Origin of the sequence: Burkholderia sp. WSM2230, from assembly GCF_000472445.1 — a bacterium.
Lineage (GTDB): Bacteria > Pseudomonadota > Gammaproteobacteria > Burkholderiales > Burkholderiaceae > Paraburkholderia.
The window spans coordinates 278,654-303,370 of record NZ_AXAJ01000002.1 but is presented as its reverse complement, the minus strand read 5'-3'; the positions used below and the strand labels follow the sequence as shown (position 1 = coordinate 303,370).

23 protein-coding genes are annotated in these 24,717 nt (G+C 62.9%); 6 read left to right on the top strand and 17 right to left on the bottom strand.

From position 1 onward, the window contains the following. Positions 1 to 5 precede the first annotated feature (5 nt). The 3 genes from gatB (at position 6) to A3AC_RS0106870 (ending at position 3,406) form a co-directional block, all read left to right on the top strand. Positions 6 to 1,481, top strand: coding sequence for an Asp-tRNA(Asn)/Glu-tRNA(Gln) amidotransferase subunit GatB (gene gatB / locus A3AC_RS0106880; RefSeq protein ID WP_025598043.1), 1,476 nt, complete (start codon positions 6 to 8; stop codon positions 1,479 to 1,481). Between the two features lie 238 nt (positions 1,482 to 1,719). Continuing rightward, on the top strand, positions 1,720 to 2,553 hold the full coding sequence (locus A3AC_RS0106875; protein WP_025598042.1) for a PPK2 family polyphosphate kinase: 834 nt from the start codon (positions 1,720 to 1,722) through the stop codon (positions 2,551 to 2,553). 73 nt (positions 2,554 to 2,626) lie between these two features. Continuing rightward, the gene (locus A3AC_RS0106870) at positions 2,627 to 3,406 is read left to right on the top strand and encodes an exodeoxyribonuclease III (protein WP_025598041.1); all 780 of its coding nucleotides are present in this window, start codon (positions 2,627 to 2,629) and stop codon (positions 3,404 to 3,406) included. A gap of 98 nt (positions 3,407 to 3,504) precedes the next feature. Here A3AC_RS0106870 and A3AC_RS29835 read toward each other — a convergent pair whose 3' ends face one another. The 7 genes from A3AC_RS29835 to argB form a co-directional block, all read right to left on the bottom strand. Beyond that, complete coding sequence (locus A3AC_RS29835; RefSeq protein WP_442856476.1) at positions 3,505 to 4,803, bottom strand: M48 family metallopeptidase; 1,299 nt, start codon at positions 4,801 to 4,803, stop codon at positions 3,505 to 3,507. Continuing rightward, positions 4,785 to 6,179, bottom strand: a complete 1,395-nt coding sequence (locus A3AC_RS0106860) for an AmpG family muropeptide MFS transporter (protein WP_025598039.1) — start codon at positions 6,177 to 6,179, stop codon at positions 4,785 to 4,787. The genes A3AC_RS29835 and A3AC_RS0106860 overlap by 19 nt, the downstream gene beginning before the upstream one ends. Before the next feature lie 14 nt (positions 6,180 to 6,193). After that, complete coding sequence (gene metW / locus A3AC_RS0106855) at positions 6,194 to 6,802, bottom strand: methionine biosynthesis protein MetW (protein WP_025598038.1); 609 nt, start codon at positions 6,800 to 6,802, stop codon at positions 6,194 to 6,196. Then, positions 6,799 to 7,944 (bottom strand): homoserine O-succinyltransferase MetX, encoded by a 1,146-nt coding sequence (gene metX / locus A3AC_RS0106850; protein WP_025598037.1) that lies wholly within the window; start codon positions 7,942 to 7,944, stop codon positions 6,799 to 6,801. The genes metW and metX overlap by 4 nt, the downstream gene beginning before the upstream one ends. 297 nt (positions 7,945 to 8,241) lie before the next feature. Next, positions 8,242 to 8,928, bottom strand: coding sequence for a nucleoid occlusion factor SlmA (gene slmA / locus A3AC_RS0106845; RefSeq protein ID WP_025598036.1), 687 nt, complete (start codon positions 8,926 to 8,928; stop codon positions 8,242 to 8,244). Further along, positions 8,895 to 9,698, bottom strand: a complete 804-nt coding sequence (locus A3AC_RS0106840; protein WP_025598035.1) for a pyrimidine 5'-nucleotidase — start codon at positions 9,696 to 9,698, stop codon at positions 8,895 to 8,897. The genes slmA and A3AC_RS0106840 overlap by 34 nt, the downstream gene beginning before the upstream one ends. A 187-nt stretch (positions 9,699 to 9,885) precedes the next feature. Beyond that, complete coding sequence (gene argB / locus A3AC_RS0106835; protein WP_013337747.1) at positions 9,886 to 10,785, bottom strand: acetylglutamate kinase; 900 nt, start codon at positions 10,783 to 10,785, stop codon at positions 9,886 to 9,888. A gap of 264 nt (positions 10,786 to 11,049) precedes the next feature. Here argB and A3AC_RS29830 point away from each other — a divergent pair, with 264 nt between their 5' ends. Further along, positions 11,050 to 11,274: a cysteine-rich CWC family protein gene (locus A3AC_RS29830; protein ID WP_084515399.1), complete on the top strand. Its 225-nt coding sequence runs from the start codon at positions 11,050 to 11,052 to the stop codon at positions 11,272 to 11,274. Between the two features lie 31 nt (positions 11,275 to 11,305). Here the strand turns inward: A3AC_RS29830 and A3AC_RS0106825 are convergent, their stop codons facing one another. Continuing rightward, entirely contained in the window at positions 11,306 to 12,934 is a 1,629-nt protein-coding gene (locus tag A3AC_RS0106825; RefSeq protein ID WP_025598033.1) for a tetratricopeptide repeat protein, read from the bottom strand. Between the two features lie 106 nt (positions 12,935 to 13,040). Between A3AC_RS0106825 and A3AC_RS0106820 the strand changes: the two genes are divergently transcribed. Beyond that, on the top strand, positions 13,041 to 14,351 hold the full coding sequence (locus A3AC_RS0106820; protein WP_025598032.1) for an ATP-binding protein: 1,311 nt from the start codon (positions 13,041 to 13,043) through the stop codon (positions 14,349 to 14,351). Next, entirely contained in the window at positions 14,348 to 14,890 is a 543-nt protein-coding gene (locus tag A3AC_RS0106815) for a response regulator transcription factor (protein ID WP_006050519.1), read from the top strand. The genes A3AC_RS0106820 and A3AC_RS0106815 overlap by 4 nt, the downstream gene beginning before the upstream one ends. 214 nt (positions 14,891 to 15,104) lie before the next feature. On the opposite strand, the gene hslU is transcribed toward A3AC_RS0106815, so the two are convergent. From hslU to A3AC_RS0106765, 9 genes are all read right to left on the bottom strand, one after another. Then, positions 15,105 to 16,451, bottom strand: coding sequence for an ATP-dependent protease ATPase subunit HslU (gene hslU / locus A3AC_RS0106810; protein WP_025598031.1), 1,347 nt, complete (start codon positions 16,449 to 16,451; stop codon positions 15,105 to 15,107). 9 nt (positions 16,452 to 16,460) lie between these two features. Further along, on the bottom strand, positions 16,461 to 16,997 hold the full coding sequence (gene hslV, locus A3AC_RS0106805) for an ATP-dependent protease subunit HslV (protein ID WP_006050517.1): 537 nt from the start codon (positions 16,995 to 16,997) through the stop codon (positions 16,461 to 16,463). A gap of 264 nt (positions 16,998 to 17,261) precedes the next feature. Beyond that, positions 17,262 to 17,681, bottom strand: coding sequence for an RNA polymerase-binding protein DksA (dksA, locus tag A3AC_RS0106795; RefSeq protein WP_006050516.1), 420 nt, complete (start codon positions 17,679 to 17,681; stop codon positions 17,262 to 17,264). A 678-nt stretch (positions 17,682 to 18,359) separates the two neighbouring features. Continuing rightward, a complete protein-coding gene (locus A3AC_RS0106790) occupies positions 18,360 to 19,463 on the bottom strand; it encodes a CobW family GTP-binding protein (RefSeq protein WP_025598030.1) in 1,104 nt (367 codons plus the stop codon). A gap of 200 nt (positions 19,464 to 19,663) precedes the next feature. Then, complete coding sequence (locus tag A3AC_RS0106785) at positions 19,664 to 20,866, bottom strand: class I SAM-dependent rRNA methyltransferase (RefSeq protein ID WP_025598029.1); 1,203 nt, start codon at positions 20,864 to 20,866, stop codon at positions 19,664 to 19,666. Between the two features lie 89 nt (positions 20,867 to 20,955). Then, positions 20,956 to 21,879 (bottom strand): tyrosine recombinase XerC, encoded by a 924-nt coding sequence (gene xerC, locus A3AC_RS0106780; RefSeq protein ID WP_025598028.1) that lies wholly within the window; start codon positions 21,877 to 21,879, stop codon positions 20,956 to 20,958. A gap of 64 nt (positions 21,880 to 21,943) precedes the next feature. Then, positions 21,944 to 22,663 (bottom strand): DUF484 family protein, encoded by a 720-nt coding sequence (locus A3AC_RS0106775; RefSeq protein WP_025598027.1) that lies wholly within the window; start codon positions 22,661 to 22,663, stop codon positions 21,944 to 21,946. Positions 22,664 to 22,757: 94 nt separating this feature from the next. Further along, positions 22,758 to 23,621 carry a diaminopimelate epimerase gene (gene dapF / locus A3AC_RS0106770; RefSeq protein ID WP_025598026.1) on the bottom strand — a complete coding sequence of 288 codons (864 nt, stop codon included), beginning with the start codon at positions 23,619 to 23,621 and terminating at the stop codon, positions 22,758 to 22,760. Between the two features lie 111 nt (positions 23,622 to 23,732). Then, positions 23,733 to 24,617, bottom strand: a complete 885-nt coding sequence (locus tag A3AC_RS0106765; protein WP_025598025.1) for a lipid A biosynthesis lauroyl acyltransferase — start codon at positions 24,615 to 24,617, stop codon at positions 23,733 to 23,735. Positions 24,618 to 24,717 lie beyond the last annotated feature (100 nt).

The window sequence follows — 24,717 nt, the reverse complement described above, 5'->3', positions numbered from 1 at the left end:
GCACCATGACCAAGCAATGGGAAGTCGTGATCGGTCTGGAGACCCACGCGCAACTGTCCACGCAATCGAAGATTTTCTCGGGCGCGCCCACGCAATTCGGCGCCGCGCCCAACACGCAGGCTTGCCCCGTCGATCTGGCCTTGCCGGGCACGTTGCCGGTAATGAACCGCGGCGCCGTGGAACGCGCGATCCAGTTCGGTCTCGCCATCGGCGCAACGGTCGCCTCGCGCAGCATCTTCGCGCGCAAGAACTACTTTTACCCCGATCTGCCGAAGGGCTATCAGATCAGCCAGTACGAGATTCCCGTCGTGCAAGGCGGCCACGTGACCATTCAGGTGCCGGCCAACGAAAAGGCGGGCACGCAAGCGTACTCGAAGGTCGTGAACCTCACGCGCGCCCACCTCGAAGAAGACGCAGGCAAATCGCTGCACGAGGACTTTGCTGGCATGACCGGCATCGACCTGAACCGCGCGGGCACGCCGCTGCTCGAAATCGTCACCGAGCCGGAAATGCGCAGCGCGGCGGAAGCGGTGGCTTACGCAAAGACGCTGCACACGCTCGTCACGTGGCTCGGTATTTGCGACGGCAACATGCAGGAAGGCTCGTTCCGCTGCGACGCGAACGTGTCGGTGCGGCCGGTCGGTCAGGCGGAATTCGGCACGCGCGCCGAAATCAAGAACCTCAACTCGTTCCGGTTCCTCGAAGAAGCCATCCAGTACGAGGTGCGCCGACAGATCGAGCTGATTGAAGACGGCGGCACGGTGGTGCAGGAAACGCGTCTGTACGATCCGGACCGGCGCGAAACGCGCTCCATGCGCAGCAAGGAAGACGCGCACGATTACCGCTATTTCCCCGATCCCGACTTGATGCCGCTCGTGATCGACGCGGCGTGGGTCGAGCGCGTGAAGCGCGAAATGCCCGAACTGCCGGAAGCGATCCAGCAGCGTTTCGTCTCGCAATACGGTTTGACGCCGTATGACGCGAACGTGTTGACGTCGAGCAAGGCGACGGCCGCGTATTTCGAAGCGGTGGTTGAGAAGCTCGGCGCGGCCAACGCCAAAGTCGCGGCGAACTGGGTGATGGGCGAGGTGTCGTCGCAATTGAATCGCGAAGGCCTCGAAATTGCTGAGTGTCCGGTATCGTCGGCGCAACTCGCGCTGCTGTTGCAGCGCATTGCCGACGGCACGATCTCCAACAAGATCGCGAAGGAAATTTTCCTCGCGATCTGGGAAGAGAAGGCGAACGACGAGGCCGCGGCCGACCGCATCATTGAAGCGAAGGGTTTGAAGCAGATTTCGGACACGGGCGCGCTGGAAGCGATCATCGACGAGGTGCTCGCTGCGAACCAGAAGTCGGTCGAGGAATTCCGCGCGGGCAAGGAGAAGGCGTTCAACGCGCTGATCGGCCAGGCGATGAAAGCGACCAAGGGCAAGGCGAATCCGGCGCAGGTGAACGAACTGCTGAAGAAGAAACTGAGCTGAAGTCTGCTTGACGTCTGCCTGAAGCTGCCTGAAGTCTGCCTGGAGCTGTCCGAAGCGAGGTTTGATGCCACGCCGAAGCCAGCCTCAAGCCTGACGCAGTGCGGTTAATCGCAGATAGCCGAAGCGCCCGCGCTTTGGCGACCGCGGGCCGTTGCCGGAAACGAAAGTTGGAGGCAACGGCCCGTTTCATTTGCGGGCCGGCTTTTGCGAACCCGAACGCAGATTACGGAGTATGTGAATGGCGAAGCGACTGGACCTTGACGATTTCCGCGTGCCTTACTTCGACGGCAAGAAAAGCAAATTCTCGCTCGACGATTTCGACCCCGCCGCGAAACCTTTTTCCACGGGATCGAAAGATTCCGACCGTGAACGGCTCTCCGAAATCGGCGCGGAACTCGACGTCTTCCAGGAACGTTTGCATGCGCAGCGAAAACGCCGCGTGTTGCTGGTGCTGCAAGGTATGGACACGAGCGGCAAGGACGGGACGATTCGCGCCGTGTTTCACGAAGTCGACCCGCTCGGCCTGCGCATCGCGCCATTCAGGGCGCCGACACCCGACGAACTCGCGCACGACTTTTTGTGGCGCGTTCATGCGCAGGCGCCCGCAGCGGGCGAACTGACCATCTTCAACCGCAGCCACTACGAAGACGTGCTCGTGCCAACGGTGCTCGGCAGCATCGACGCAAATGCATTCGACGCGCGGTGCCGCCACATTCGCCAGTTCGAGGAACTGCTTGCCGATAGCGAGACGGCGATCATCAAGTGCATGCTGCATATTTCGAAAGAAGAGCAGCGCAGGCGCTTGCAGGCGCGCATCGACGATCAGACCAAGCACTGGAAATTCGACGTATCAGATCTCGATGCGCGCAAGCAGTGGGGCCAATACCAGGCTGTCTATGGCGACGCGCTCGCCGCGACTTCAACTGAATACGCGCCGTGGTACGTGATTCCCGCGGACTCGAAAACGCATCGCAATCTGATGGTCGCTGAGTTGCTGTTGCGCAAGTTCCAGGAACTGAAGCTCGAATTTCCGCCGGCCAAGGAATCGCTGAAAGGCGTCAAGGTCGAGTGACGTTCGGCTTATCATCCTGCAGCCCGAACACGAATCCAGAAACGAATCGAACACAAAGACACAAAGGAACGACATGTTGCGTGTGATTACCGCCAACCTGAACGGCATCCGCTCAGCGGCAAAGAAGGGTTTTTTCGAGTGGTTCGGCGAGCAGAATGCCGACATCCTGTGCGTGCAGGAAATCAAATGTTCACAGGACGACATGACGCCGGAATTCATGGCGCCGCACGATTTCACCGGCTATTTCCAGCACGCGGTGAAGAAGGGCTATAGCGGCGCGGGTGTCTATACGCGTCACGAGCCGGACGAGGTAGTGATCGGCTTCGGCAGCGAGGAGTTCGATCCCGAAGGACGGTATGTCGAACTGCGTTTCGGCAAGCTCTCGATCGTATCCGTGTATGTGCCGTCAGGCTCGAGCGGCGAGGAGCGTCAGCAGGCGAAGTATCGTTTCATGGACGAGTTCATGCCGCATCTCGCGGAACTCGCGCGCGAGCGCGAAGTGATCCTGTGCGGCGACGTGAATATCGTCCACAAGGAAATCGACATCAAGAACTGGAAGAGCAACCAGAAGAATTCAGGTTGCCTGCCGGAAGAGCGCGCGTGGCTCACCAAACTGTTTGATGAAGTGGGTTACGTCGACGTCTTCCGCACGCTCGACCAGCGGCCCGAGCAATACACGTGGTGGAGCAATCGCGGCCAGGCGTATGCGAAGAACGTGGGGTGGCGCATCGATTATCAGATCGCGACGCCTGGCATCGCGAGCAAGGCGAAACGCACCGAGGTGTTTCGCGACATCAAGTTCAGCGACCACGCGCCGCTCACCGTCGACTACGACCACGACGTGAAGAAGTGAGTTTGATATTTCGCACCGTCGCTTGAAACCCGGCGAGGCAGAGTGAGCGGCGTCCGCGTCCGCCAGGACGCTCGCTCAGTCGAGCTATTCAAGGCGCGTTAGTCGCGTGCCAGCTTGCGGCGCGGACGGCCCATGCCAGCGTAGTCCGGCAGCGCATCCACCGTTTTGCCGATGGCCTTCGCATAGAGCGGCAGCATATCCGGCAGGCGCTTGATGATGTCCTGGCGGCGCGCCGGCGGATACGGATGCACATAGATGAAGCCCTGCTCGCGGTTGCTGCGCGTGGCCTGTGCGAGCTTGTCCCATAGCGTGACCGCGGCGCGCGGATCGAAGCCGGCGCGAGAGGCAATGTCGCTGCCTATCACGTCGGCTTCGGTTTCGTCCGTGTTTTCGTACTTCATCTCGAGCAGCCGTGAACCGATGCCGAGCGGCGCCACGCCAAGATCGGCGAGGCCGAATAGCTGTGGGATCGTGCCGGACGAATCGAGTTGGCTCGCCTGCAATTGGCCGAGCCGCTCGCGCGCATGTTCACGCAGCGCGTGAGCAATCTCGTGGCCGATCAGCATGCCGAGTTCGTTGTCGTTCAGACGCGCGCGGTCGAGCAGCCCTCCATAAACGACGATCTTGCCGCCCGGCAGACAGTACATGCGAATGTCCGGCGAGCGCACCACGGCGACATCCCACTTCCAGCCTTTTGCGCGCTCGTTCCATTTGAGCGAGTAGGGCACCATCTTGTCGACGATCGAGCGAACGCGCGTGACGTGCGCATCCGCCTCGCCGTACAGACGGTTTGCGTGCTCGGCGCCGTACGCGATCTGGCTGAACTCTTCGGCGGCCTGCGCCTCGAGCACCGGCGACGGAATCAGGTTGCGGAACACCAGATAGCCGCCGTAGCGCAACTGGTTGTTCGGGCTGTACGGCGCGGACACGGGCGCAGTGGCTGGCAGCTTTGCAGCGCCAGTGGGCGCTGAGTTCGCCGTGGTCGCCGCTTTCCCGGCCGCAGAAGGCTGCGCCGACGATCCCGGCGACGTGGCCGCTGCCGGCGCGCTGCCGGCATTGTTTGCGTTGTTCGCGGCCGGTGGCGCGGGCGGCGCGTTTTCGGCATTGGCGGCAGCGGCAGCAGCAGATTTCGCGGACGGCGCGGTTGACTGCGGCGCTGCTGCCGTTCCCGCATTGGCCGCGTTCGCAGATGCACCCGCAGTGGCGCTGTTGGCGGCGGCGGGCGCCGCCGCGGCTGCATATGCACCAGACGACATGGCCATAGTCACTAAGCCGAAGCAGCCAACGGTCAACGTGACATGGAGCGCAGTGCGGCCAGCGTCGCGCCACCTCACGCGGCAGGCGTGCAAGCACGACGACTGTTTTGCGAAAAGCGCCTTCACGACCGGACTCTCCACGGCGCAATGCGCAACAGAAGCAGCATACCCGGCACGGCTAGCGCAGTGCAGACAATGAAATAGTCGAACCAGCCGATCCTGGCGACCACATAGCCGCTCGCCGCCGAGGCCAGCGTGCGCGGCACCGAAGCGAGGCTCGTGAAGAGCGCGAACTGCGTGGCCGTATAGCGCGGATCGGTCGTGCTGGCGATGTATGCGGTGAAGGCCGCCATCGTCAGTCCGGTGGAGAAGGTCTCGAAACCATAGACGAGCGCAAGCGCGACCGAGCGGGGCTCGAGCTGCACCGACCAGTCGATGCCAACCCAGGACAGCAGCTTCGTCGTGCCCGCGCTGATCCCCACGGCGATATCGTAAATCGCCGTCAAGCCTGGCGAGGCCGGTCCGAGATGCGCGAGCCATGCGAAGCCCAGCGTCGACACCATCTGCAGGATGCCGAAGATCCACAGGCCTCGACCGATGCCGATCTTCATCAGCCAGACGCCGCCCACAATGCCGCCCGCGAGACTCGCGCCGAACGCCGTCGTTTTTGCGATCACGCCGATCTGCGTGCGCGAGAAGCCGATGTCGAGGAAGAACGACGTGGACAGCGTCGTCGCCATGGTGTCGCCGAGCTTGTACAGAAAGATGAAGCCGAGCACGAAGAACGCGCCGCGCCAGCCATCGCGTTCCAGAAATTCGCGGAACGGCTGCACGATGGCTTCGCGCAAATTCCTGGGCGGCGTGCCATGCACTTCCGGTTCGCGTACTACAAGCGTCATGACGATGCCCGGCAGCATAAAGGCGCCGGTCACCATGAAAACCGTCGTCCACGGCAAATGATCCGACAGAATAAGCGCGAGTGAACCGGGTACCAGCGCCGCGATCTTGTAGGCATTCACATGTACAGCGTTCCCCAGGCCTTGCTCCGTGTCGCTCAGCAATTCGCGCCGGTAGGCGTCGATAGAAATATCCTGGCTTGCGCCGAAAAAGGCGACGAGCGCAGTCAATGCCGCGACCGTCCAGATCGAGTCGCGCGGCGACACGAACCCGAGGGCGGCGATGGCGCCCGCGACCAGAATCTGCGTGACGAGCATCCAGCCGCGGCGCCTGCCCGGACGCCAGCCCGGCAAGCGCGGGACGTAGCGGTCCATGAGCGGCGCCCAGATGAATTTCCAGGTGTACGGGAACTGGATCAGCGCAAAGAGGCCGATCTCCTTCAGATTGACGCCTTCAGAGCGCAACCACGCCTGCACCAGATAGACGAGCGTGAACAGCGGCAATCCCGACGTAAAGCCGAGAAAGACGCAGATCAGCATGCGCGTATTGAAAAACGCGCGCCAGCCGGGATGTTCTTCGTGAGCGGTAAGTGCAGGCGCCTCGTGCGGCGGGTTCGACATGTGAATGACTTGCGTTAGCTTTTCTTGACGCGATAGACCGCAAGACTACCACGCCAGTTCACGCCCCACCGTACGGTCTGGCCATCGTGCAAGACGACACGGTCGAGAATTTCGATGCCGACTTCGGGCGCGAGCGCCTCGAAATCCTTGATGGTCAGCACGCGCACGTTCGGCGTGTTGTGCCATTGATAGGGCAGCGACCTGGATACCGGCATACGTCCTTGCACCACGGAGAGCCGATGCGCCCAGTAGCCGAAGTTCGGAAACGACACGATGCATTCGCGACCGACCCGCACCGTTTCGCGAAGAATCGCCGCCGTCTGATGAATGGTCTGCAGCGTCTGCGACAGAATCGCGAAATCGAAGCTGCCGTCCTCGAAAAGACGCAGGCCGTCTTCGAGATTCTGCTGGATCACGTTGACGCCGTTTTGCGTCGCGGCCAGCACGCCGGCATCGTTGATTTCGATGCCGTAGCCCTGCACGTCCAGTTCCTCGGTGAGCAGTGACAGCAGCGAACCGTCGCCGCAACCCAGATCGAGGACCGTGGCGCGCGGCTCGACCCAGCGGGCAATTGCGCGAAAGTCCGGGCGCAGCGCCAGATAATCGAGTGCTCGCTGGTTCATGCGTTCACCTCGTTTGCAATGCGTTCGTAGTAGGCGCGCATCAGGTTGTGATAGCGCGCGTCGTCGAGCAGGAAGGCGTCGTGGCCGTGCGGCGCGTCAATCTCTGCGTAGGTGACGGTGCGCTTGTGGTCGAGCAGCGCCTTCACGAGTTCGCGCGAGCGGGCCGGTGCGAAACGCCAGTCGGTGGTGAAACTCGCAATCAGATATTTCGCCGTGGTGTGGGCAAGGGCCGCTGTCAGATCGCCTTCGAAAGCCTTGGCCGGATCGAAGTAATCCAGCGCGCGCGTGATGAGCAGATACGTGTTGGCGTCGAAGTAATCAGCGAACTTGTCGCCCTGATAGCGCAGATACGACTCCACCTCGAACTCCACGTCGAAGTTGAAGTTGTAGGCGTCGAGCGCGCCTTCCGCGCGGCGCAGCGAGCGGCCGAATTTCTCGGCCATGTCGTCGTCCGACAGATAGGTGATGTGGCCGATCATTCGCGCGACGCGCAAGCCGCGCTTGGGCTTCACGTTATGCGCGTAGTAGTTGCCGCCGTGAAAATCCGGGTCCGAAAGGATCGCCGAGCGCGCCACTTCGTTGAATGCAATGTTCTGCGCCGACAGCTTCGGCGTGGACGCCACCACGATGCAATGGGCGACGCGCTGCGGATACATCATGCTCCACGCGAGCGCCTGCATGCCGCCCAGGCTGCCGCCCATGACCGCCGCGAAACGCTCGATGCCGAATTGATCCGCGACGCGCGCTTGCGCATTGACCCAGTCTTCCACCGTCACCACGGGGAACGTCGCGCCATACGGCTTGCCGGTGGCCGGATCGATGCTCATGGGCCCGGTCGAGCCGAAGCACGAACCGAGATTGTTGACGCCGATCACGAAGAACCTGTTGGTATCGAGCGGTTTGCCGGGACCGACCATGTTGTCCCACCAGCCGATGTCCTTCGGATTGTCCGCATACACGCCTGCCACGTGATGCGACGCGTTGAGCGCGTGGCACACGAGCACCGCATTGCTGCGCGCGGCGTTGAGCTTGCCGTAGGTCTCGACCATCAGGTCGTAGCCCGCAAGCGAACTGCCGTTTTGCAGACGCAACGGCTCGGGGAAATGCATTTTTGTTGGAGCGACGATACCGATCGATTCCATTCATTCCGCCATTTGACAAATACAGGGCGGCTAGACGGCGTCGGCAAGCACGGAGAAGAACGACTTGTGCGCGGCTGACGACCTCTTTAGCCGCATTTATAGTGAACCGGGGAATTACTCCACGGTTCGCGCGCCCGCAATCGAGTCAGCAAATCGGCGCGTATGACGTATTCAGTTCTGGAGTGCGGCGCCTGTGAGGTGTTCGAGGGAGATGCAGGGCCGCAGTCAGGCGCAAAGTATAGCGGAAAATTCCGCGCGTCAACGTCTGACTGCCGGCTCGCGCGCTTTCCCAGCGGCCTATTGAAGGATCACGCGCAATTGCTGATCGGCCTCGTCGGCCGGCATGCGCACAAAGCCGCTGCGGACAAAGCGATGCCAGCGTCCAATCACATAGCTCAACAGCAGACTTGCCCTGACGGCGGGATCGTAGTCCGCCGGAACGGGCGCCGGCGCGTTTTGCACAGGGGCGTCGGTACTTACCGCGGCCAAGCGCAGACATTGCTTCAAAGAAGCCTCGACGCGCTCGAGCATCTGGTTGACGCGCATAGTCAGCCGCTCATGTTCGCCGACGAGCGCCTCGCATGTCAGCACGCGCGTCATACCAGGATTTTTCGCGGAGAAATTCAGCAGCATCAGCGCGATGGCGCGCGCTTGCAGCACACCATTGTTTTCCTTGTCGACGATCTGATTGATCAGGCCGAAGATCGTCTGCTCGATAAACTCGATTAGTCCTTCGAACATTTGCGCCTTGCTTGCAAAGTGACGGTAGAGCGCGGCTTCCGACACGCCGAGCCGCGCGGCCAGCGCGGCGGTGGTGATCTTTTCGCTTTTCGGCGCTTCGAGCATTGCGGCGAGCGTCTGCAGGATATGCACGCGGCGCTCGCCCGGCTTCAGGCGCTGCGCGCGTGCGACGGACGGCAGAGCGGGGTCGTGAGCGGAGGCGTGTTCGGCTAGGGCTTCGTCAGGCTTGTCGATCGGCTGCATGGCTGTCGTCCCGTCTGCTGGCGCTTCAATCGAACCGAGCGGGTGCTCAGTCGTAACGATTTTAGCGAACGAATGCTCCGATCGACATAATGCGGCCGGCCGGTGCCCGGCAGCCGCGTGGGCACGCCGTCCGCATGCGGTTTGCGCGGCAGATGGCCGGTGATCCACACGGTCCGGATGCCGAGCCGCCGGTAGTTCTTCAGGTGCGAGCGCGTGTCTTCGACGAGCACCACGTCCTTCAGCGACACATGCGCGTCGCGCATGGCCTTGCGCAACATCGCGTGGTCGGGCTTCGCGCGCCAGCGGCGGCGGTCGCGCATATGCTCGATGGCGATCACCTGCTCGAACAGACGCTCGATGCGCAGTTGCGCGAGCACGGCGCGCGCATATGCCTCAGGCGCGTTGGTCAGCACAATCTTGCGGCCAGGCAGCGCCGCGACAAGACGCGCGACGCCGCGCTCATGACGGATCATCGAGCCGAGATCGGGAAACGTGTGCACGACTTTGAGGAAGTCGTCTGCATCGAGCGGATGATGGCGCGTGAGGCCCAACAGCGCCGCGCCGTAGCGTTGGGTGTAGCCGGTGCGCAGACGGTTCGCTTCGTCGAGCTCGACTTGCAGTGCGTCGACGATGTACTGCGTCATCGCCTGATTGATCGCGGGAAAGATTGCGTGCGATGCGTGGTGCAGCGTGTTGTCCAGATCGAACAGCCAGACAGGGCGACCACCTGCGATTTGCGGACGACGGCGCCGGAAAGTCGGAGTTCGCATGGGAAGTTAGCGCTTCAGGCGCCGGGCGCCGCGACGAGCGCGCGACGAAGCGATGACGGGGACAGGCCGTGACCGGGGCACAACGCGCCCATGACTGCGCACCGCGCAGACGCCGCACAGCCGGCGTGGCCGGCACATGAGGCGGCGTTGCAGCAGCGCGCCCCATTTGCCGGATATGACACAGGGATCAATGCGAGCGGATCATCGTGCCGAACGGCTGTTCGGTGAGAATTTCCAGCAGCACCGAATGTTCGATACGCCCGTCGATAATGTGCACCGAGCGCACGCCGCTCTTGGCCGCGTCCAGCGCTGACGAGATCTTGGGCAGCATGCCGCCCGAGATCGTGCCGTCGGCGAACAGTCCGTCGATTTCGCGCGCGGACAGGTCGGTGAGCAGATTGCCTTCCTTGTCCATCACGCCGGGAATGTTCGTCATCATCACGAGCTTTTCAGCGTTCAGTACGACCGCCAGCTTGCCCGCGACGAGGTCGGCGTTAATGTTGTACGACAGCCCGTCTTCGCCGAAACCGATTGGCGAGATGACAGGAATGAACGCGTCGTCCTGCAGCGCTTTGACCACGGCCGGATTGATTGCCTCGACTTCGCCCACCTGGCCGATGTCCACATATTGGCCCGGATTGTCGCGGTCCGGCATCAGCATCTTGCGCGCGTGGATCAGCCCGCCGTCTTTGCCGGTCAGGCCCACGGCGTGACCACCGAAGTGATTGATCAGCGTGACGATGTCTTGCTGCACTTCGCCGCCCAGCACCCATTCGACGACTTCCATCGTCTCTTCGTCAGTGACGCGCATGCCCTGAATGAAGGTGCCCTGCTTGCCGACCTTCTTCAGCGCCTGGTCGATTTGCGGACCGCCGCCGTGCACGATGACCGGATTGATGCCGACCAGCTTCAGCAGAATCACGTCGCGCGCGAAGCCCTGCTTGAGCCGCTCTTCCGTCATGGCGTTGCCGCCGTATTTGATGACCACGGTCTTACCGTGATACTGGCGAATGTAAGGCAGCGCCTCGGCCAGAATTTCAGCCTTCAGGGTGGGCGCAATCTGCGAAAGGTCGGGAAGCTCGGACATGGCGGCAGGCTCGGGCACGGAACAGTTGAAACAGGGCGAATTGTACAGGACTGGCGCACTGCAACAGGGTTTTCGACACGCGCGGCGGCGGCGCGCAACGCCGCGGTTTCCGCGCTGCGCAACCGGAGTTTGCAGCGCCATCCGACGGCCAAGCGTACCGCGTAGCCCGCGCGTCTGTGAACTGGCCAAATGGACGACTCACAGTAGGACGCGAGCCGTGGCATCATTTCCTCGTCGATGCTCCCGCGAGAACGTCCGCCTGTCATGAAACCGTCCGCCTCAAGCCCACCAGGCAGCGCGCGTTGCCCGCGCTGCGGCAATGCATTCGATTGCGCGATGCATGCCGAGCCTTTCGAGTGCTGGTGCCGCGAGATGCCGGCGCTGCCGCGCGAACGACTCGACCCGTCCGGCCGTTGCCTTTGCCCGGAATGCCTCGCTGCTGAAATTGCGCGGGCTGCTCAGCCGGAGCCAGGTGCCGGATCGCCGTGAGCGGTTTTTCGTGCAATGAAAGCCGCCGCGGCTAGCGTCGCGGGCAGACGTGCCGGGCCGCGAGCGCATCCAGATCGTGGGCGAGCGCCTCCAGCGCCGGCTCCCACTCGCCAAATCGCGGCTGACGGTACAGCGTCGTGCCCGGATACCAGGGGCTGTCGTGTCGCCCGGTCAGCCAAACCCAGTGCGGGTTGACGTCGAGCAACACCCATGTGCGCTGTCCGAGCGCGCCGCTCAGATGCGCGGCCGAGGTGCAAACGGTAATGACGAGATCGAGCGCGCCGACAAACGCGGCGGTGTCGTCGAAAGTGGCGAATTCGGCGGTGTAGTCGTTTATCGGCAGACCGGCTGCCTGCGCGGCATTCACCTCGGCGCCCGCGCCCGGTTGTAGCGAGTAGAACGCCACGTTGCGCATGCCCGCGAAGTGCTTCGCATAGCGTTCCCAGCCGACACGGCGAAACGGATTGCGCTGGTGCGTGTGACTGCCGGTCCATGTCAGACCGACCTTGAGCCTCGGCTCGGCGGCAAGCCGGTCGCGCCAGCGTTCGAGAGCGGCGGCGTCCGCGTGCAGATAGGGCGTGGCTGCGGGAATGGTGGACTCGCGGGTGCCGAGAACAAACGGCAGGCTCAGCAATGAAATCTCGAAGTCGAACGGGGGCAGCGTTTCGACGCCGCCGCCGGCCGAGTAATGGTCGACATGACGGCCCAGGCTGCGCACGAGCAGCGCGCCCATCTGCGGAAACGAGTTCCAGGCGAGGCGGCCGCCCTCGCGATGCACACGCTCGGCAACGAGTGGAATGTAGCGGCTGAACTGCAGCACGTCGCCCATGCCTTGCTCGCCCCACACGAGCAGCGTCTTGCCGCCGAGCGGCTCGCCGCGCCAGGTGGGGGCTGGCAGCGCGGGACGATTGCCGCGCAGCTCTGTTGAGCCGCTCCAGCGCGCTTCATGCGAGAGCCAGCCGTTCGCATGATCGCCGCGCATCAGTTGCAGCATCGCGAGATTGGAGCGCATTGCAGCATCAGCGGGTGCGAGCGCGCATGCCGTTTGCGCGGCTTGGACCGCCGTGGCCCAGCGTTGCGCTTCGCGGAGTGTCAGCGCATAGTTGTTGTGCGCAAGCGGGCTAAGCGGCGCGCAGTGCACAGCGTGCTCGCCGGCTTCGAGCGCGCGCGGCAAATCCATGTTCTTGCGATAGGCGTCGGTGAGATTGATCCACGCGTTGCCGTCGGCGGGATCGTGTTGGACCGCCTGTTCGAGCAGCGCGATTTGTTGATCCAGATCACGTCCGGTAAAGGCAAGCGCGCCCGCGAGATTGCAGCGCAGAGAAGGCAACGCCGGATTGAGCACGAGCGCGCGCTGATATGGAGCAATGGCCTCGTCATGCCGGTCCGCCATCTGATATGCGTAGCCGAGCCGAAAATGCGCATATGCGTTGCGCTCGTCGAGTTGCGCAATAATGGCGGCCAGTTCGATCGCGTCGCCGTGGCGTCGCTGTTGGATCAATGCGTGCGTGAGCGAGGCGAGCGATTCGTCGTCGAGCGGATGGAATTGCGCTGCTGCATGAAGCGCTTGCGCTTCGTGCTCGCGCGCGCCGTTGTGGCGAGCCGCGGCGGCTTGCCGCATAAAATTAAGGAAAGCTGACGAGATGTCAGAGTTGACCATGGTTGACCGCAGCCGAACGACCGGCCCGCGCGCTGACAAAGCGGCTATGGTAACGCCGCCCGGCGGCGACATCATTCGGAAGCGTCCGAACGGGTAAATTGAAGTCATGCATCGTATAACCAACACCGGCCGCGTCAATCTCGGCCATCTGTTCTGGCTGCGCAGCCTCGCGATCATCGGGCAACTGCTGACCATTGCGGTCGTGCAGATATTCATCGGCGTGCATTTGCCGTTGCCGGCCATGCTGCTCGTCATTGCGCTCGAAGTGATCTTCAATGCGCTCACCTGGTGGCGCGTCGCGCAGCAGCGGCCCGAGTCGAACATGGAGTTGTTCGGCCAGATCTGGGTCGATCTGGGCGCGTTGTCCGCGTTGCTGTTTCTGTCGGGCGGCACCACGAATCCATTTGTTTCGCTGTATCTGCCTTCGCTTGCGATTGCGGCTGCGGTGCTGCCGTGGCAACTCATGGCCTGGCTCGCCGCGTTCGCCGTGGCTTGCTACGCGGTGCTCGGTTTCGATTCGGTGCCCTTGAATCTCGACAATCCCGCGAACCTGTTCGACTACTTCCGCGCCGGCATGTGGGTCAACTTCATGGTGAGCGTGGGGCTGATCGCGTGGTTCGTTGCTCGTATGTCGCGAGCCCTGCGGCTACGTGACGCAGCGCTCGGAGAAGCGCAGCAGCGCTTGCTTCACGACGAACGCGCAGTTGCGCTCGGGGTCCAGGCCGCCACCGTCGCTCACGAAATCGGCACGCCTCTGTCTACAATTGCGATGCTGTCCGAAGAACTGCGCGACGCGGCGCGCACCGACAAAGGGCTCGCGCCCTACAGCGCCGATCTCGAACTGCTCGAGCAACAGATGAGCCTTTGCACGTCGGCGCTCGCAAGGCTGCGCAGCCGCGCAACGACCACCACGAATCGTCAGCCGGTGGACGAGTGGCTCGAATCGTTCGCCGATCAATGGCGCTTGCGCCATCCGCATGTGAAGTTCGAGCGGCTGGGCGCTCCTCCTGCGGATGTCAGCCTTGAGGACACGGTAGCCGTCAGCCAGATTCTGACGATCCTGCTCGACAACGCCGCGCGCGCGAGCCGCGATCACGTCACGCTGTCGTGCAGCTTGACGGCGCGCGGCGACCAGATCGAATTCGAAGTCTGCGACGCGGGCCCCGGCATTCCGGCTGCGCTGCGCGGCTCACTGGGTACGATGCCGGTGGAAAGCACGCAGGGCGGGCATGGCGTCGGGCTCTATCTGGCCTTTTCGGCGGCGGCGCGTCTGAAAGGGTCGATCGAATTGACGGACGTCAATGCGACCAGGCCGCGTGGCACGCGCGCAGTTTTGCGGCTGCCGCTCACCGAGCGCAAAATTTCCGGCACGGGCCGTCAAGGCGCCGCGCCATCCAACACGGAGAAACAGGCATGAGCGAAATGAATTTTCTGGTGATCGACGACGACGAGGTGTTCTCCGGCATCCTCGCCCGCGGTTTGACGCGGCGCGGCTATACGGTGAGCGAAGCCCACAACGCGGACGAGGCGATCAGGCTCGCGAACCAGCAGAAATTCAGCCAGATCACGGTGGATCTGCATCTTGGCAACGACTCCGGCCTCACGCTCGTTGCACCGTTGCGGGACCTGCAACCTGACGCGCGCATGCTCGTGCTGACCGGTTATGCCAGCATTGCGACCGCGGTGCAGGCGGTGAAAGACGGCGCGGACAACTATCTGGCGAAGCCTGCGAACGTCGAAACAATTTTGTCTGCGCTGCAAAGCGAGGCAAGCGCGCTGCAAGCCGAGGAGGCGATCGAGCACCCCACGCCGCTTTCCGTTGCGCGCCTTGAGTGGGAGCATATTCAGCGTGTGCTGGCCGAGCACGGCGGCAATATTTCGGCCACGGCGCGTGCGTTGAACATGCATCGCCGGACCTTGCAGAGGAAACTCGCGAAGCGGCCGGTCAAGCAGTAGGCGGTGCTTTGTGACTTGCGCTTGCGGTTGAGCGCCGGCGTGTCGTGCTGCTCGGTGCGGCGGCTGTGCTGACATCCGCAGCCGCTTTGGAACTCTCATCGGTCCCACGCCTCCAAAGCCGCTTTGGCACTCCCATCCGCCTCACGCGCACGAATAGAAAAACGGGCCGCCCTTTACAGGCAGCCCGTTTTAGCATCGTCACTTCTGCTTTAAATCACAGCACGTAGCGCGACAGATCTTCGTCTTCTGCTACTTCGTTTAGCGCACGATCCACATACGCTGCGTCGATCTGCACCGTCTTGCCGGAATGATTGCCGGCGGAGAACGAAACTTCTTCGAGCAGTTTTTCGATGACCGTGTACAGACGGCGCGCGCCAATGTTCTCTGTCTTTTCGTTCACCGAATAAGCGATTTCCGCGAGGCGGCGAATGCCGTCGTCGGCGAATTCGAGATGCACGTCTTCCGTCGCGAGCAATGCCTGGTATTGCTTGACGAGGCTCGCGTCCGTCGACACGAGGATCGACTCGAAATCGTTCACCGACAGAGAATCGAGTTCCACGCGAATCGGAAAACGTCCCTGCAACTCGGGAATCAGATCGCTCGGCTTGGCAAGGTGAAACGCGCCGCTGGCGATGAACAGAATGTGATCGGTCTTCACCATGCCGTACTTGGTGTTGATCGTGGTGCCTTCCACAAGCGGCAGCAGATCGCGCTGCACGCCCTGGCGCGACACTTCACCGCCGCCGGCTTCACTGCGCGACGCAATCTTGTCGATTTCGTCAAGGAACACAATGCCGTTCTGCTCGACGTTCTGCACTGCCTTGGTCTTCACCTCTTCGTCGTTGAGCATCTTGCCGGCTTCTTCGTCGGTGAGAACCTTGAGCGCTTCCTTCACCTTCATCTTGCGGCGCATTTTCTTGCCGCCGCCGATGTTCGCGAACATCGAGCGGATCTGCTCGGTCATGTCTTCCATGCCCGGCGGCCCCATGATGTCCATGCCGACCTGCGGCTGCTCGACGTCGAGCTCGATTTCCTTGTCGTCCAGCGAGCCTTCGCGCAGACGCTTGCGGAAGGTCTGGCGCGTGGTGCTGCCTTCGTCGGCGGTATCCGCGGCGCTTGAACTCGAGCCGAAACCGACCGGACGCGCGCTCGGCAGCAGGATGTCGAGAATGCGGTCTTCGGCCTGGTCTTCGGCTTTGGTTCGCACTTTGCGCATTTCCGACTCGCGCGTCTGCTTGACCGAAATCTCAATCAGATCACGCACGATGCTGTCGACGTCGCGCCCCACGTAGCCCACTTCGGTGAATTTGGTGGCCTCGATCTTGATGAACGGTGCATCCGCGAGCTTGGCCAGCCGCCGCGCAATTTCGGTTTTGCCGACGCCGGTCGGTCCGATCATCAGAATGTTCTTCGGCGTGATTTCCTGACGCAGCGGCTCTTCGACCTGCTGACGGCGCCAGCGGTTGCGCAGCGCCACGGCAACCGCTTTCTTCGCGCGGCCTTGGCCGATAATGTGTTTGTCGAGTTCCGAGACAATCTCGGCAGGGGTCATGGTGCTCATCGTGGGTCCTTACTCGATCGTCTCGATGACGCGGTTATGGTTCGTGTAGATGCACATGTCGCCAGCAATCTCCAGCGACTTCTCCACGATTTCGCGCGGCGACAACTCGGTGTTGTCCGCGAGGGCCTTCGCGGCCGCCTGCGCATAAGCGCCGCCCGAGCCGATTGCGCAAATGCCGCCTTCGGGATCGAGCACGTCGCCGTTACCGGTGATGACGAGCGTGGTGGTCGCGTCGGCCGCGATCAGCATGGCTTCGAGACGGCGCAGCATGCGGTCCGTGCGCCAGTCTTTCGCGAGTTCGACCGCGGCGCGCGTGAGGTTGCCCTGGTGCTTTTCCAGCTTCGCCTCGAAGCGGTCGAGCAGCGAAAACGCGTCGGCCGTGCCGCCCGCGAAGCCGACCAGAACCTTGCCGTTATAGATGCGCCTGACCTTCTTGGCACCGCCCTTCATGACGATGTTGCCGAGCGTCACCTGGCCGTCGCCGCCGAGCGCGACTTTGTCGCCCCGGCGCACGGAGACGATTGTCGTGCCGTGAAATTGCTCCATATGCGTTCCTCTTTGCAAAGCGGGTAGGACGCGGCAGCGCGATGCGCGACCGCATGAATGCCTGGAAGCGGACGGCGCGCGGCGCGAACAGTGACCCGCCTCGCGCGCTCGTGCAGCGCATGTCGGAATTATTTTAGGGCGCGCGCGGGCATATCAAGAGCCGGCGAATGGCATAGGACAAAAGAAAAAAGGCGCACGGATCACCGTGCGCCTCTCGACGAAGCAGCGTTTGTGGGCGCGGCGCCGAAGCCGCGCCGCCGGCGTTCAGTCGCCGAACAGCTTCTGGCGCAGTTCGCGGCGCTCCTGCGCCTCGAGCGACAGGGTGGCCGTGGGCCGGGCGAGCAGACGCGGAATGCCGATCGGCTCACCGGTTTCTTCGCACCAGCCGTAGTCGCCAGAGTCGATGCGCGCGAGAGACTGCTGCACCTTCTTCAGCAGCTTGCGCTCGCGGTCGCGCGTGCGCAGCTCGAGTGCATGCTCTTCCTCGATCGTTGCGCGGTCGGCCGGGTCCGGCACGATCACGGTTTCGCGCAGGTTCTCGGTGGTCTGGCCGGCATTGCGGAGAATTTCCGCCTGCAGCTGTTCGAGCTTGTTCTTGAAGAAAGCGAGCTGATCCTCATTCATGTAATCCTTGTCGCTCATCTTCAGGATTTCGGCTTCGGTCAAGAGTCGTTTCGTCGTCATCTGGCTTACTTCTTCAATGTGAGGCAAAACTCTTACATAGTGCCCGCACTTTCGTATTGCCCGCAAGGCGCCTGGGGCGCTGAGCACAGGGCTGGCACGGACGATGAACTGTCGTGACGCCGAAGCGCCTCACGCCCACCTCGGGCGTCAAAACGCCAATGCGGGGCCGAACTCCTCTGGAAACCGGTTCTCAAATGCTCCTGAGGTATTTGCTCCCGGGCAGCGAATCTCCTCTGGCTGCCTCGGGCATTGTCGGCGAGCTCCCCGGATAAGATTTTCCGGCGCCGTTTCAGGCCCGGCGCGCAATACGTAAACACCGCGCACTGACCGGGCAAATCGTTCTCATTCTCCAGTGGGCACGTATTGTAACTGAATCACAATCCGGCGCCGCAACTGGTGGAAATCCTTCTGTGGCGCACCGGTATCCCGAAAATATAACGCGCGAACGAGCAAAAAGCGATGGTTGGACACGCACTAATACAGCAGGGTTTTCACGTGTTTTTCACACGTGTGCGTCAGCGCACATTTCGCGGCGGCGGGTTGCCGCCGCGTTGTGCTTGCAAGCCCGCTTGCTCTCGTGCTTTAGCCGGCACCGGCCGCCGCACTCGCCGCTGACCTCGCCGTTGCCCTTTTTCGCAGACCATTGGCGCTCAGCGAGGTCATCCGGTGTAAATGCGCTTAGACCAGACAGGCGTCGAGGCCGTCGGTAATCAGATCTTGCGGCAATTCAATGCCGATAAAAACCATCTTGTTGGTCTTCTTCTCGGCAGGCTGCCACTTGGCCGCGAGGTCGCTGCCCATCATCTGATGCACGCCCTGGAACACGACTTTGCGGTCGACGCCCTTCATATACAGCACGCCCTTGTAGCGCAACAGGTGCTCGCCGTAGATCTGCAGAATGCCGCCGAGAAAATCCTCGAGCTTGTTCGGATCGAACGGACGATCGTTGCGGTACACGAACGACTTGATCTTGTCGTCGTGATGCGCGTGATGACGATGGCCGTGGTCATGACCTTCGTGGTCGCAATGGCCATGGTCATGATCGCAATTCGCGTGGTCGTGATCGTGATCGTGATCGTGCGTGTGGCCGTGCTCGTCATGCGCATGAGCGTGGCTGTGCGCGTGCTCGTCCTCGGCGAGGAAGTCCGGGTCGATCTCCAGCTTCGAATTCAGATTGAACCCGCGCAGATCGAAGATTTCCTTGATGTCCGCGTCGCCGAAGTTGACCATCTTGATCGCCGCCTTCGGATTCATATGCAGCAGGCGGTGGCGCAGATCGGCGAGCTGCTGTTCGTCGACGAGATCCGACTTCGTGATGAAAAGCCGATCGGCGAAACCGACCTGGCGCTGCACGACTTCATGCTCGTCCAGTTGATGGTTCGCGTGCTTCGCGTCGACCAGCGTGATGATCGCGTCGAGCAGGAATTCACTGGCGATCTGGTCGTCCATGAAGAACGTCTGGGCGACCGGGCCGGGATTGGCCAGGCCGGTGGTTTCGATCACCACGCGGTCGAAGTCCAGCTTGCCCGACTGCTTTTGCGCGGCGAGATCCCCGAGCACGCGCGACAGGTCGCCGCGGATCGTGCAGCAGATGCAGCCGTTGCTCATCTGGATGATCTGCTCGCTCGTGTCCTGCACGAGGATCTCATTGTCGATGTTCTCTTCGCCGAACTCGTTCTCGATCACGGCGATCTTCATGCCGTGCTTTTCGTTCAGGATGCGCTTGAGCAGGGTGGTTTTGCCGCTGCCGAGAAAGCCGGTCAGGATGGTGACTGGAATCATGTTGTTCGCCTATGTAGTCGTGAAACGATGCGTAATCGTATGCATAACGGGATGCATGAGCCGGGCGCGGCGGCCTCGCGGCGCGCAGCCTGTCTAGCCGGTTATTGAAACATATCTGCCCGCGCGGCGCTGGCAGGCCGCATTCGGAAACCGCCGCCGCGCCGCGCTTCACTGCGAAATAACCGTGAAGTTATAGGCGATCAGGCGATTTGCAACAGCAGGCCCTTCAGGTATTCGCCTTCCGGAAAGGCTGTCAGCAACGGGTGATCCACGCCCGCGCCCAGCCGCTTGAGAATTCGCGCATCGACGCGCGCGTCCGCGGCGGCGCTGGCCACGATTTTCTGGAACAGTTCGGGATCGATGGCGCCGGAGCACGAATACGTGAAAAGCAGGCCGCCCGGGCGCAGCAGCTTGAACCCGGTCAGGTTGATGTCCTTGTAGGCGCGTGACGCGCGGTCCACGTGTTCACGCGAGGGCGCGAATTTCGGCGGATCGAGCACGATCAGATCGAAACGCTCGCCTTCGTCGTACAGGCGACGCAGCGTCTTGAAGGCGTCCGCGTCGAGCCAGGTCGCGCGCTCTGCGTCAAAGCCGTTGGCCGCCACGTTCTGCTGCGCGAGGGCCAAAGCCTCGCCGGACGAATCGATTGAAACGACCCGCTTCGCGCCGCCTTTGAGCGCCGCCAGCGAGAAGCCGCCGGTGTAGCAGAAGCAGTTCAGCACCTCGCGATCCTGCGCGAACTGCTGCACCAGCAGACGGTTGTCGCGCTGGTCGACGTAAAAGCCCGTCTTGTGGCCGTTGCGGATGTCGACGTGGTAGCGCACGCCGTTTTCACTTGCGATCAACGTTTCCGACGGCGGCTCGCCCGCCAGCACGCCGGTGATCTGCTCGAGGCCTTCCTTCTGACGAATCGACACGTCCGAGCGCTCGTAGACGTTCGGACAACCTGTCGCGGCGACGAGCGCGGCGACGATCGCGTCCTTCCACGCCTCGACGCCCGCCGCCATGAACTGGCAGACGAGCTGGCTGCGCTGACCTTCGTCCTCAGCGACGTAGTGATCCACGATCAGGCCCGGCAGGCCATCCGCTTCGCCGAAAATCAGCCGCACGGCGCCGGTGTCGCGCACCATCGTTTGACGATGCGCGAGTGCGCGCTGCACGCGGCGCTTGAAAAAAGCATGGTCGATCGGCTCGGCTTCGTCGAAGCTCCACACGCGCGCGCGGATCTGCGAGTGCGGGCTGTAGGCGGCGCGCGCGAGAAACCGGCCGTCGTGAGCGCGCACCAGCACCGTCGCGCCGGGCGTGGGATGGCCGTCGATGCGGTCGATTGCGTTCGCATAGACCCACGGGTGGCGGCGCAGCAGCGATTTTTCTTTCGACGGTTTGAGCGTAACGGTATTCATGAGGGTGTCAGCGGGAGCAAGGGGCCGCGCGGCCGACTGCGCGCGCGGCGGATGAAGCAAGGCCGTGACTGGTGAGCCGACAAGCGGCGTCAGTCGCGTTTTTTGGCGCGCGGATGCGCCTGATCGTAGACCCGCGCGAGATGCTGGAAGTCGAGCCCGGTGTACACCTGCGTCGCCGTGATGCTCGCGTGGCCGAGCAATTCCTGTACGGCGCGCAGGTCGCCGCTCGACTGCAGCACGTGCGTAGCAAACGAATGCCGCAGCACATGCGGATGCACGTTCGCGGGAATGCCGGCGACCAGCGCCGCCCGCTTCACGCGCTCGCGCACCACGTTTGGCGACAGGCGATTGCCGCGCGCCGACAGAAACAGCGGATGCGGGTCGTGCTTGACCATCTGCTCGCGTACGGCGAGCCAGGCGTTCAGCGCGTCGAGCGCCTTGCTGCCGACCGGCACGATGCGGCGCCGGTTGCCCTTGCCGAGCACTTCCACTTCCGCGGAATCGAGCTTCAGCCAGCCGGCCGAGCGGTAGCCGTCGACGTCGGCGAAACGCACATCCAGACCGACCAGTTCAGCAAGGCGCAGCCCCGACGAGTAGAACAGCTCGAGCATCGCGTGATCGCGCAAACCTTCAGCCGATGCGGCCGGCGGACTTTCCATCAGGCGGTTCGCGTCATCGACGGACAGCGCCTTGGGCAACGTCTTGGGCCGCTTCGGCGCGCGCACGGTGGCGACGGGATTGGCCGGCAGATCGACGCGGCCCGCGAGCCAGCGGTAAAACGCGCGCCATGCGGACAGGCGGTGGCTGATCGAGCGCGCCGTGAGTCCGCCCGCGTGCGCGCGCGCTACGGCGCCGCGAATATCAACGGCGGTGAGGTTTTCGAGCGGCCGGCCTTTCGCCAGCAGCCGCAACTCGTCGAGTTCATGCGTGTAGCCGCGCAACGTGTGCGCCGACAGCCGCCGCTCGTGCTCGAGATTCGACAGATAAGCGGCGATGAAGTCGGTTTCGGTCACGATGGGCGGTGTTGGCTGGCTGACGGTAGCGGGCGGCTGAGGGCTGACGAATGCGCTCGCCGGCTCAGCGCGGCAGCAGACGGCTCAGCGCGGCGCTCGCAAGCGCACCGATCTGCGTGAGGAAGTCCGTCGCCATACCGTCGTGGAAGCGGCGGGCGTCCGCGGAGCCCATCACCAGCAGGCCGAAAACCGGTACTTCCTCGTTGGCTTCGGGGGCGCGCAAAGCGAGCAGCGCAATCGACTCAGTCGCGTGCGCCGGCTCGGGGGCAGCGCCGCCCGCCGGGTTTTCGTCGGCTCCTGCGGTAGCCGGCACGAGCCACTGCGCCGCCTCGAAGCCGGTGTTGGCGCCGCAGTAAGGCGCCGTGAGGCTGTTCGCGAAGATTCGCACTTCTTCGCCGACGTGGCGCGCGAAATCCGCCTGAGCGTATTGTTCGGCGACGTCCCAGACGCGCAGTGCCGCTTGCGGCACGTCAAAAATCTCGCGCAGGCCGTTCGCGATGGTGCGCGGCAGCGCGTACGGATCACGCTCGGCCATCACGCGGATGGTCCAGCGGTTGAACTTGGACGCGATGCTGTCGTTCTCGTGGCCGTAACGCAGCAGTTCGGCGAGACGGCGTTCGAGATGCTTGTTCTTGTCGCGCAGCATTTCCATCTGCCGCTCCTGCAGCGACACCGCGGCCTTGCCGTGCGGGTTCGCGAGCCGGATGGTCGCGAGCACTTCCGCGTGTTCGGCGAAGAATTCGGGGTTGGCGAGCAGATATTCGGCGACTTCGCGATCGTTCATGGTTTCGGCTAAAGAACTACGGGGACGACGCCTTCATGCGACGCGTCGATCAATGAGTTAATGAATCGTGCAGGGACGATTGAGCGGCCCACGTTCAATCGGCCAGCTCGATCTCGCCCTGGAAAACGGTGGTGGCCGGGCCGGCCATCAGGAGCGGTTCGCTTTCCTTATTGCTGTCCCACGAAATGGTGAGCTTGCCGCCATGCGTATGAACGAGCACCGGCGCGTCGAGCAGCCCGCGGCGAATGCCCGCGGCCACTGCCGCGCATGCGCCCGTGCCGCACGCCAGCGTTTCGCCGGCGCCGCGCTCATAGACGCGCAGCCTGATCTCGCTGCGGCCCACAATCTGCATGAAGCCCGCGTTCACCCGCTGCGGAAAGCGCGCGTGGCGCTCGATCACCGGGCCTTCGACGAGCACAGGAAACGCTTCCACGTCATCCACCACCTGCACCGCGTGCGGATTGCCCATCGACACGACCGAAATCCAGCGCGTGGTGCCGTTCACGTCGAGCGGCCAAAGCGTGTCCGCGCCTTCGCGACGTCCTTCGAGACCCTTGGTCGCGAACGGCACGCGTTCCGGCTCGAACACGGGTGTGCCCATGTCGACCAGCACTTCGCCGTTTTCCTGCATGGTCAGCGTGATGGTGCCTTTCTGCACTTGCACGCGCACGCTGCGCTGATCGGTCAGGCCGCTGTCGCGCACGAACTTCACGAAGCAGCGCGCGCCGTTGCCGCAATGCTCGACTTCGCCACCGTCGCAATTGAAGATGCGATATCTGAAATCGACGCCTTCGACCGTGGGCTTTTCAACCAGCAGCAACTGGTCGGCCCCGACGCCGAAATGGCGGTCCGCGAGCGCGCGCACCTGCGCCGGCGTCAGGTTGACGGGTTGCGTGTAGCCGTCGAGCACGACGAAGTCGTTACCCGCCCCATGCATTTTGGTGAATTTCAGTTTCATCACGCTATTGTAAGTGACGCGCCCGCCAGTGAGCCGAACGGCGCTGTATTTCCGCGCCCGGTTGGTTTGCAGTTCTGACGAGGCGGCGAGGCCATGCCTTGCCGGCCTTGTTCAATAAACGCCCGGCTCGCCCGGCGGCCGGGTCTTGAAACGCTTGTGGACCCAGTAGTACTGCTCGGGCATCGACGGAATCTGTTCTTCAAGGAACGCGTTCATGCGCCGCGCGTCGGCGTCGTCGTCGCCGGTCGGGTAGTTGTCCCACGGTTTGAACACTTTCAGGCGATAACCCTTGTAGTTGGGCAGCACTTCGCCGATGAACGGCACCACCTGCGCGTGCCCGACTTTCGCCAGACGGCCGACGGCGGTCAGCGTACAAGTGGGCACGCCGAAGAACGGCACAAACGTAGAATTGCGTGCGCCATAGTCCATGTCGGCACCCAACATGACCGGCTTGCGCTCGCGCAGCCAGCGCAGCACGATGCGCGCGCTGTCGGCGCGGCTCGCCATGTCCGCGCCAAAACGCGCGCGCGCCGCCTTGGCAACTTCCTCGACTTCCGGGTTGGACATCGGCTGATAAAGCGAGCCGCATTGCCGCTTGAGCGAGTAATTGAGAAAGATCGAGCCCGCCTCGATGCCCACGAAGTGAAAGCCGAGAAAGAGCGTGGGCGGCAGGTTCGGGTCGGTCAAGTCGATTGCGCTGTCCACCTGGATCAGCTTCTCGAGCTTTTTCGCCGAACCGAACCATTGCACGCTGCGTTCGAGATAGCTGCGGATCGCGTGGCGAAAATGCTTTTGCGCAACTTCCTCGCGGCGCTCGTCGCTCCATTGAGGAAAGCACAGCTTGAGGTTCGTGTGGACGATGCGCTTGCGCCGGCTCGGAATCTGATAAAGCAGCCAGCCGAGTCCGTCGCCGAGACGGGCGACGAAACCATACGGCAACAGGGCAAACAGTTTCAGCAAGCCGATCGCGAGCCGGGGGCCGAAGCGGCTCAGCATGCGGCCTCCGGGAAGGCATTTCGCGTGACGCGGTTCAGGAAAGCAGAGAAGTTGACGTAATACCGCACTCGTGATCACTCTGTGACAATCATTGGAAGTC

Bases quoted from the DNA above. Each gene is read 5' to 3' on its own strand.
- A3AC_RS0106825 (WP_025598033.1), bottom strand. From the start codon at position 12,934: ATGGTCAACTCTGACATCTCGTCAGCTTTCCTTAATTTTATGCGGCAA.
- A3AC_RS0106765 (WP_025598025.1), bottom strand. From the start codon at position 24,617: ATGCTGAGCCGCTTCGGCCCCCGGCTCGCGATCGGCTTGCTGAAACTG.
- A3AC_RS0106790 (WP_025598030.1), bottom strand. From the start codon at position 19,463: ATGATTCCAGTCACCATCCTGACCGGCTTTCTCGGCAGCGGCAAAACC.
- slmA (WP_025598036.1), bottom strand. From the start codon at position 8,928: ATGCAGCCGATCGACAAGCCTGACGAAGCCCTAGCCGAACACGCCTCC.
- A3AC_RS0106815 (WP_006050519.1), top strand. From the start codon at position 14,348: ATGAGCGAAATGAATTTTCTGGTGATCGACGACGACGAGGTGTTCTCC.
- A3AC_RS0106870 (WP_025598041.1), top strand. From the start codon at position 2,627: ATGTTGCGTGTGATTACCGCCAACCTGAACGGCATCCGCTCAGCGGCA.
- A3AC_RS0106875 (WP_025598042.1), top strand. From the start codon at position 1,720: ATGGCGAAGCGACTGGACCTTGACGATTTCCGCGTGCCTTACTTCGAC.
- argB (WP_013337747.1), bottom strand. From the start codon at position 10,785: ATGTCCGAGCTTCCCGACCTTTCGCAGATTGCGCCCACCCTGAAGGCT.
- gatB (WP_025598043.1), top strand. From the start codon at position 6: ATGACCAAGCAATGGGAAGTCGTGATCGGTCTGGAGACCCACGCGCAA.
- A3AC_RS0106775 (WP_025598027.1), bottom strand. From the start codon at position 22,663: ATGAACGATCGCGAAGTCGCCGAATATCTGCTCGCCAACCCCGAATTC.
- A3AC_RS0106785 (WP_025598029.1), bottom strand. From the start codon at position 20,866: ATGAATACCGTTACGCTCAAACCGTCGAAAGAAAAATCGCTGCTGCGC.
- dksA (WP_006050516.1), bottom strand. From the start codon at position 17,681: ATGACGACGAAACGACTCTTGACCGAAGCCGAAATCCTGAAGATGAGC.
- A3AC_RS29830 (WP_084515399.1), top strand. From the start codon at position 11,050: ATGAAACCGTCCGCCTCAAGCCCACCAGGCAGCGCGCGTTGCCCGCGC.
- A3AC_RS0106860 (WP_025598039.1), bottom strand. From the start codon at position 6,179: ATGTCGAACCCGCCGCACGAGGCGCCTGCACTTACCGCTCACGAAGAA.
- hslU (WP_025598031.1), bottom strand. From the start codon at position 16,451: ATGAGCACCATGACCCCTGCCGAGATTGTCTCGGAACTCGACAAACAC.
- hslV (WP_006050517.1), bottom strand. From the start codon at position 16,997: ATGGAGCAATTTCACGGCACGACAATCGTCTCCGTGCGCCGGGGCGAC.
- metX (WP_025598037.1), bottom strand. From the start codon at position 7,944: ATGGAATCGATCGGTATCGTCGCTCCAACAAAAATGCATTTCCCCGAG.
- dapF (WP_025598026.1), bottom strand. From the start codon at position 23,621: ATGAAACTGAAATTCACCAAAATGCATGGGGCGGGTAACGACTTCGTC.
- metW (WP_025598038.1), bottom strand. From the start codon at position 6,802: ATGAACCAGCGAGCACTCGATTATCTGGCGCTGCGCCCGGACTTTCGC.
- A3AC_RS0106820 (WP_025598032.1), top strand. From the start codon at position 13,041: ATGCATCGTATAACCAACACCGGCCGCGTCAATCTCGGCCATCTGTTC.
- A3AC_RS0106840 (WP_025598035.1), bottom strand. From the start codon at position 9,698: ATGCGAACTCCGACTTTCCGGCGCCGTCGTCCGCAAATCGCAGGTGGT.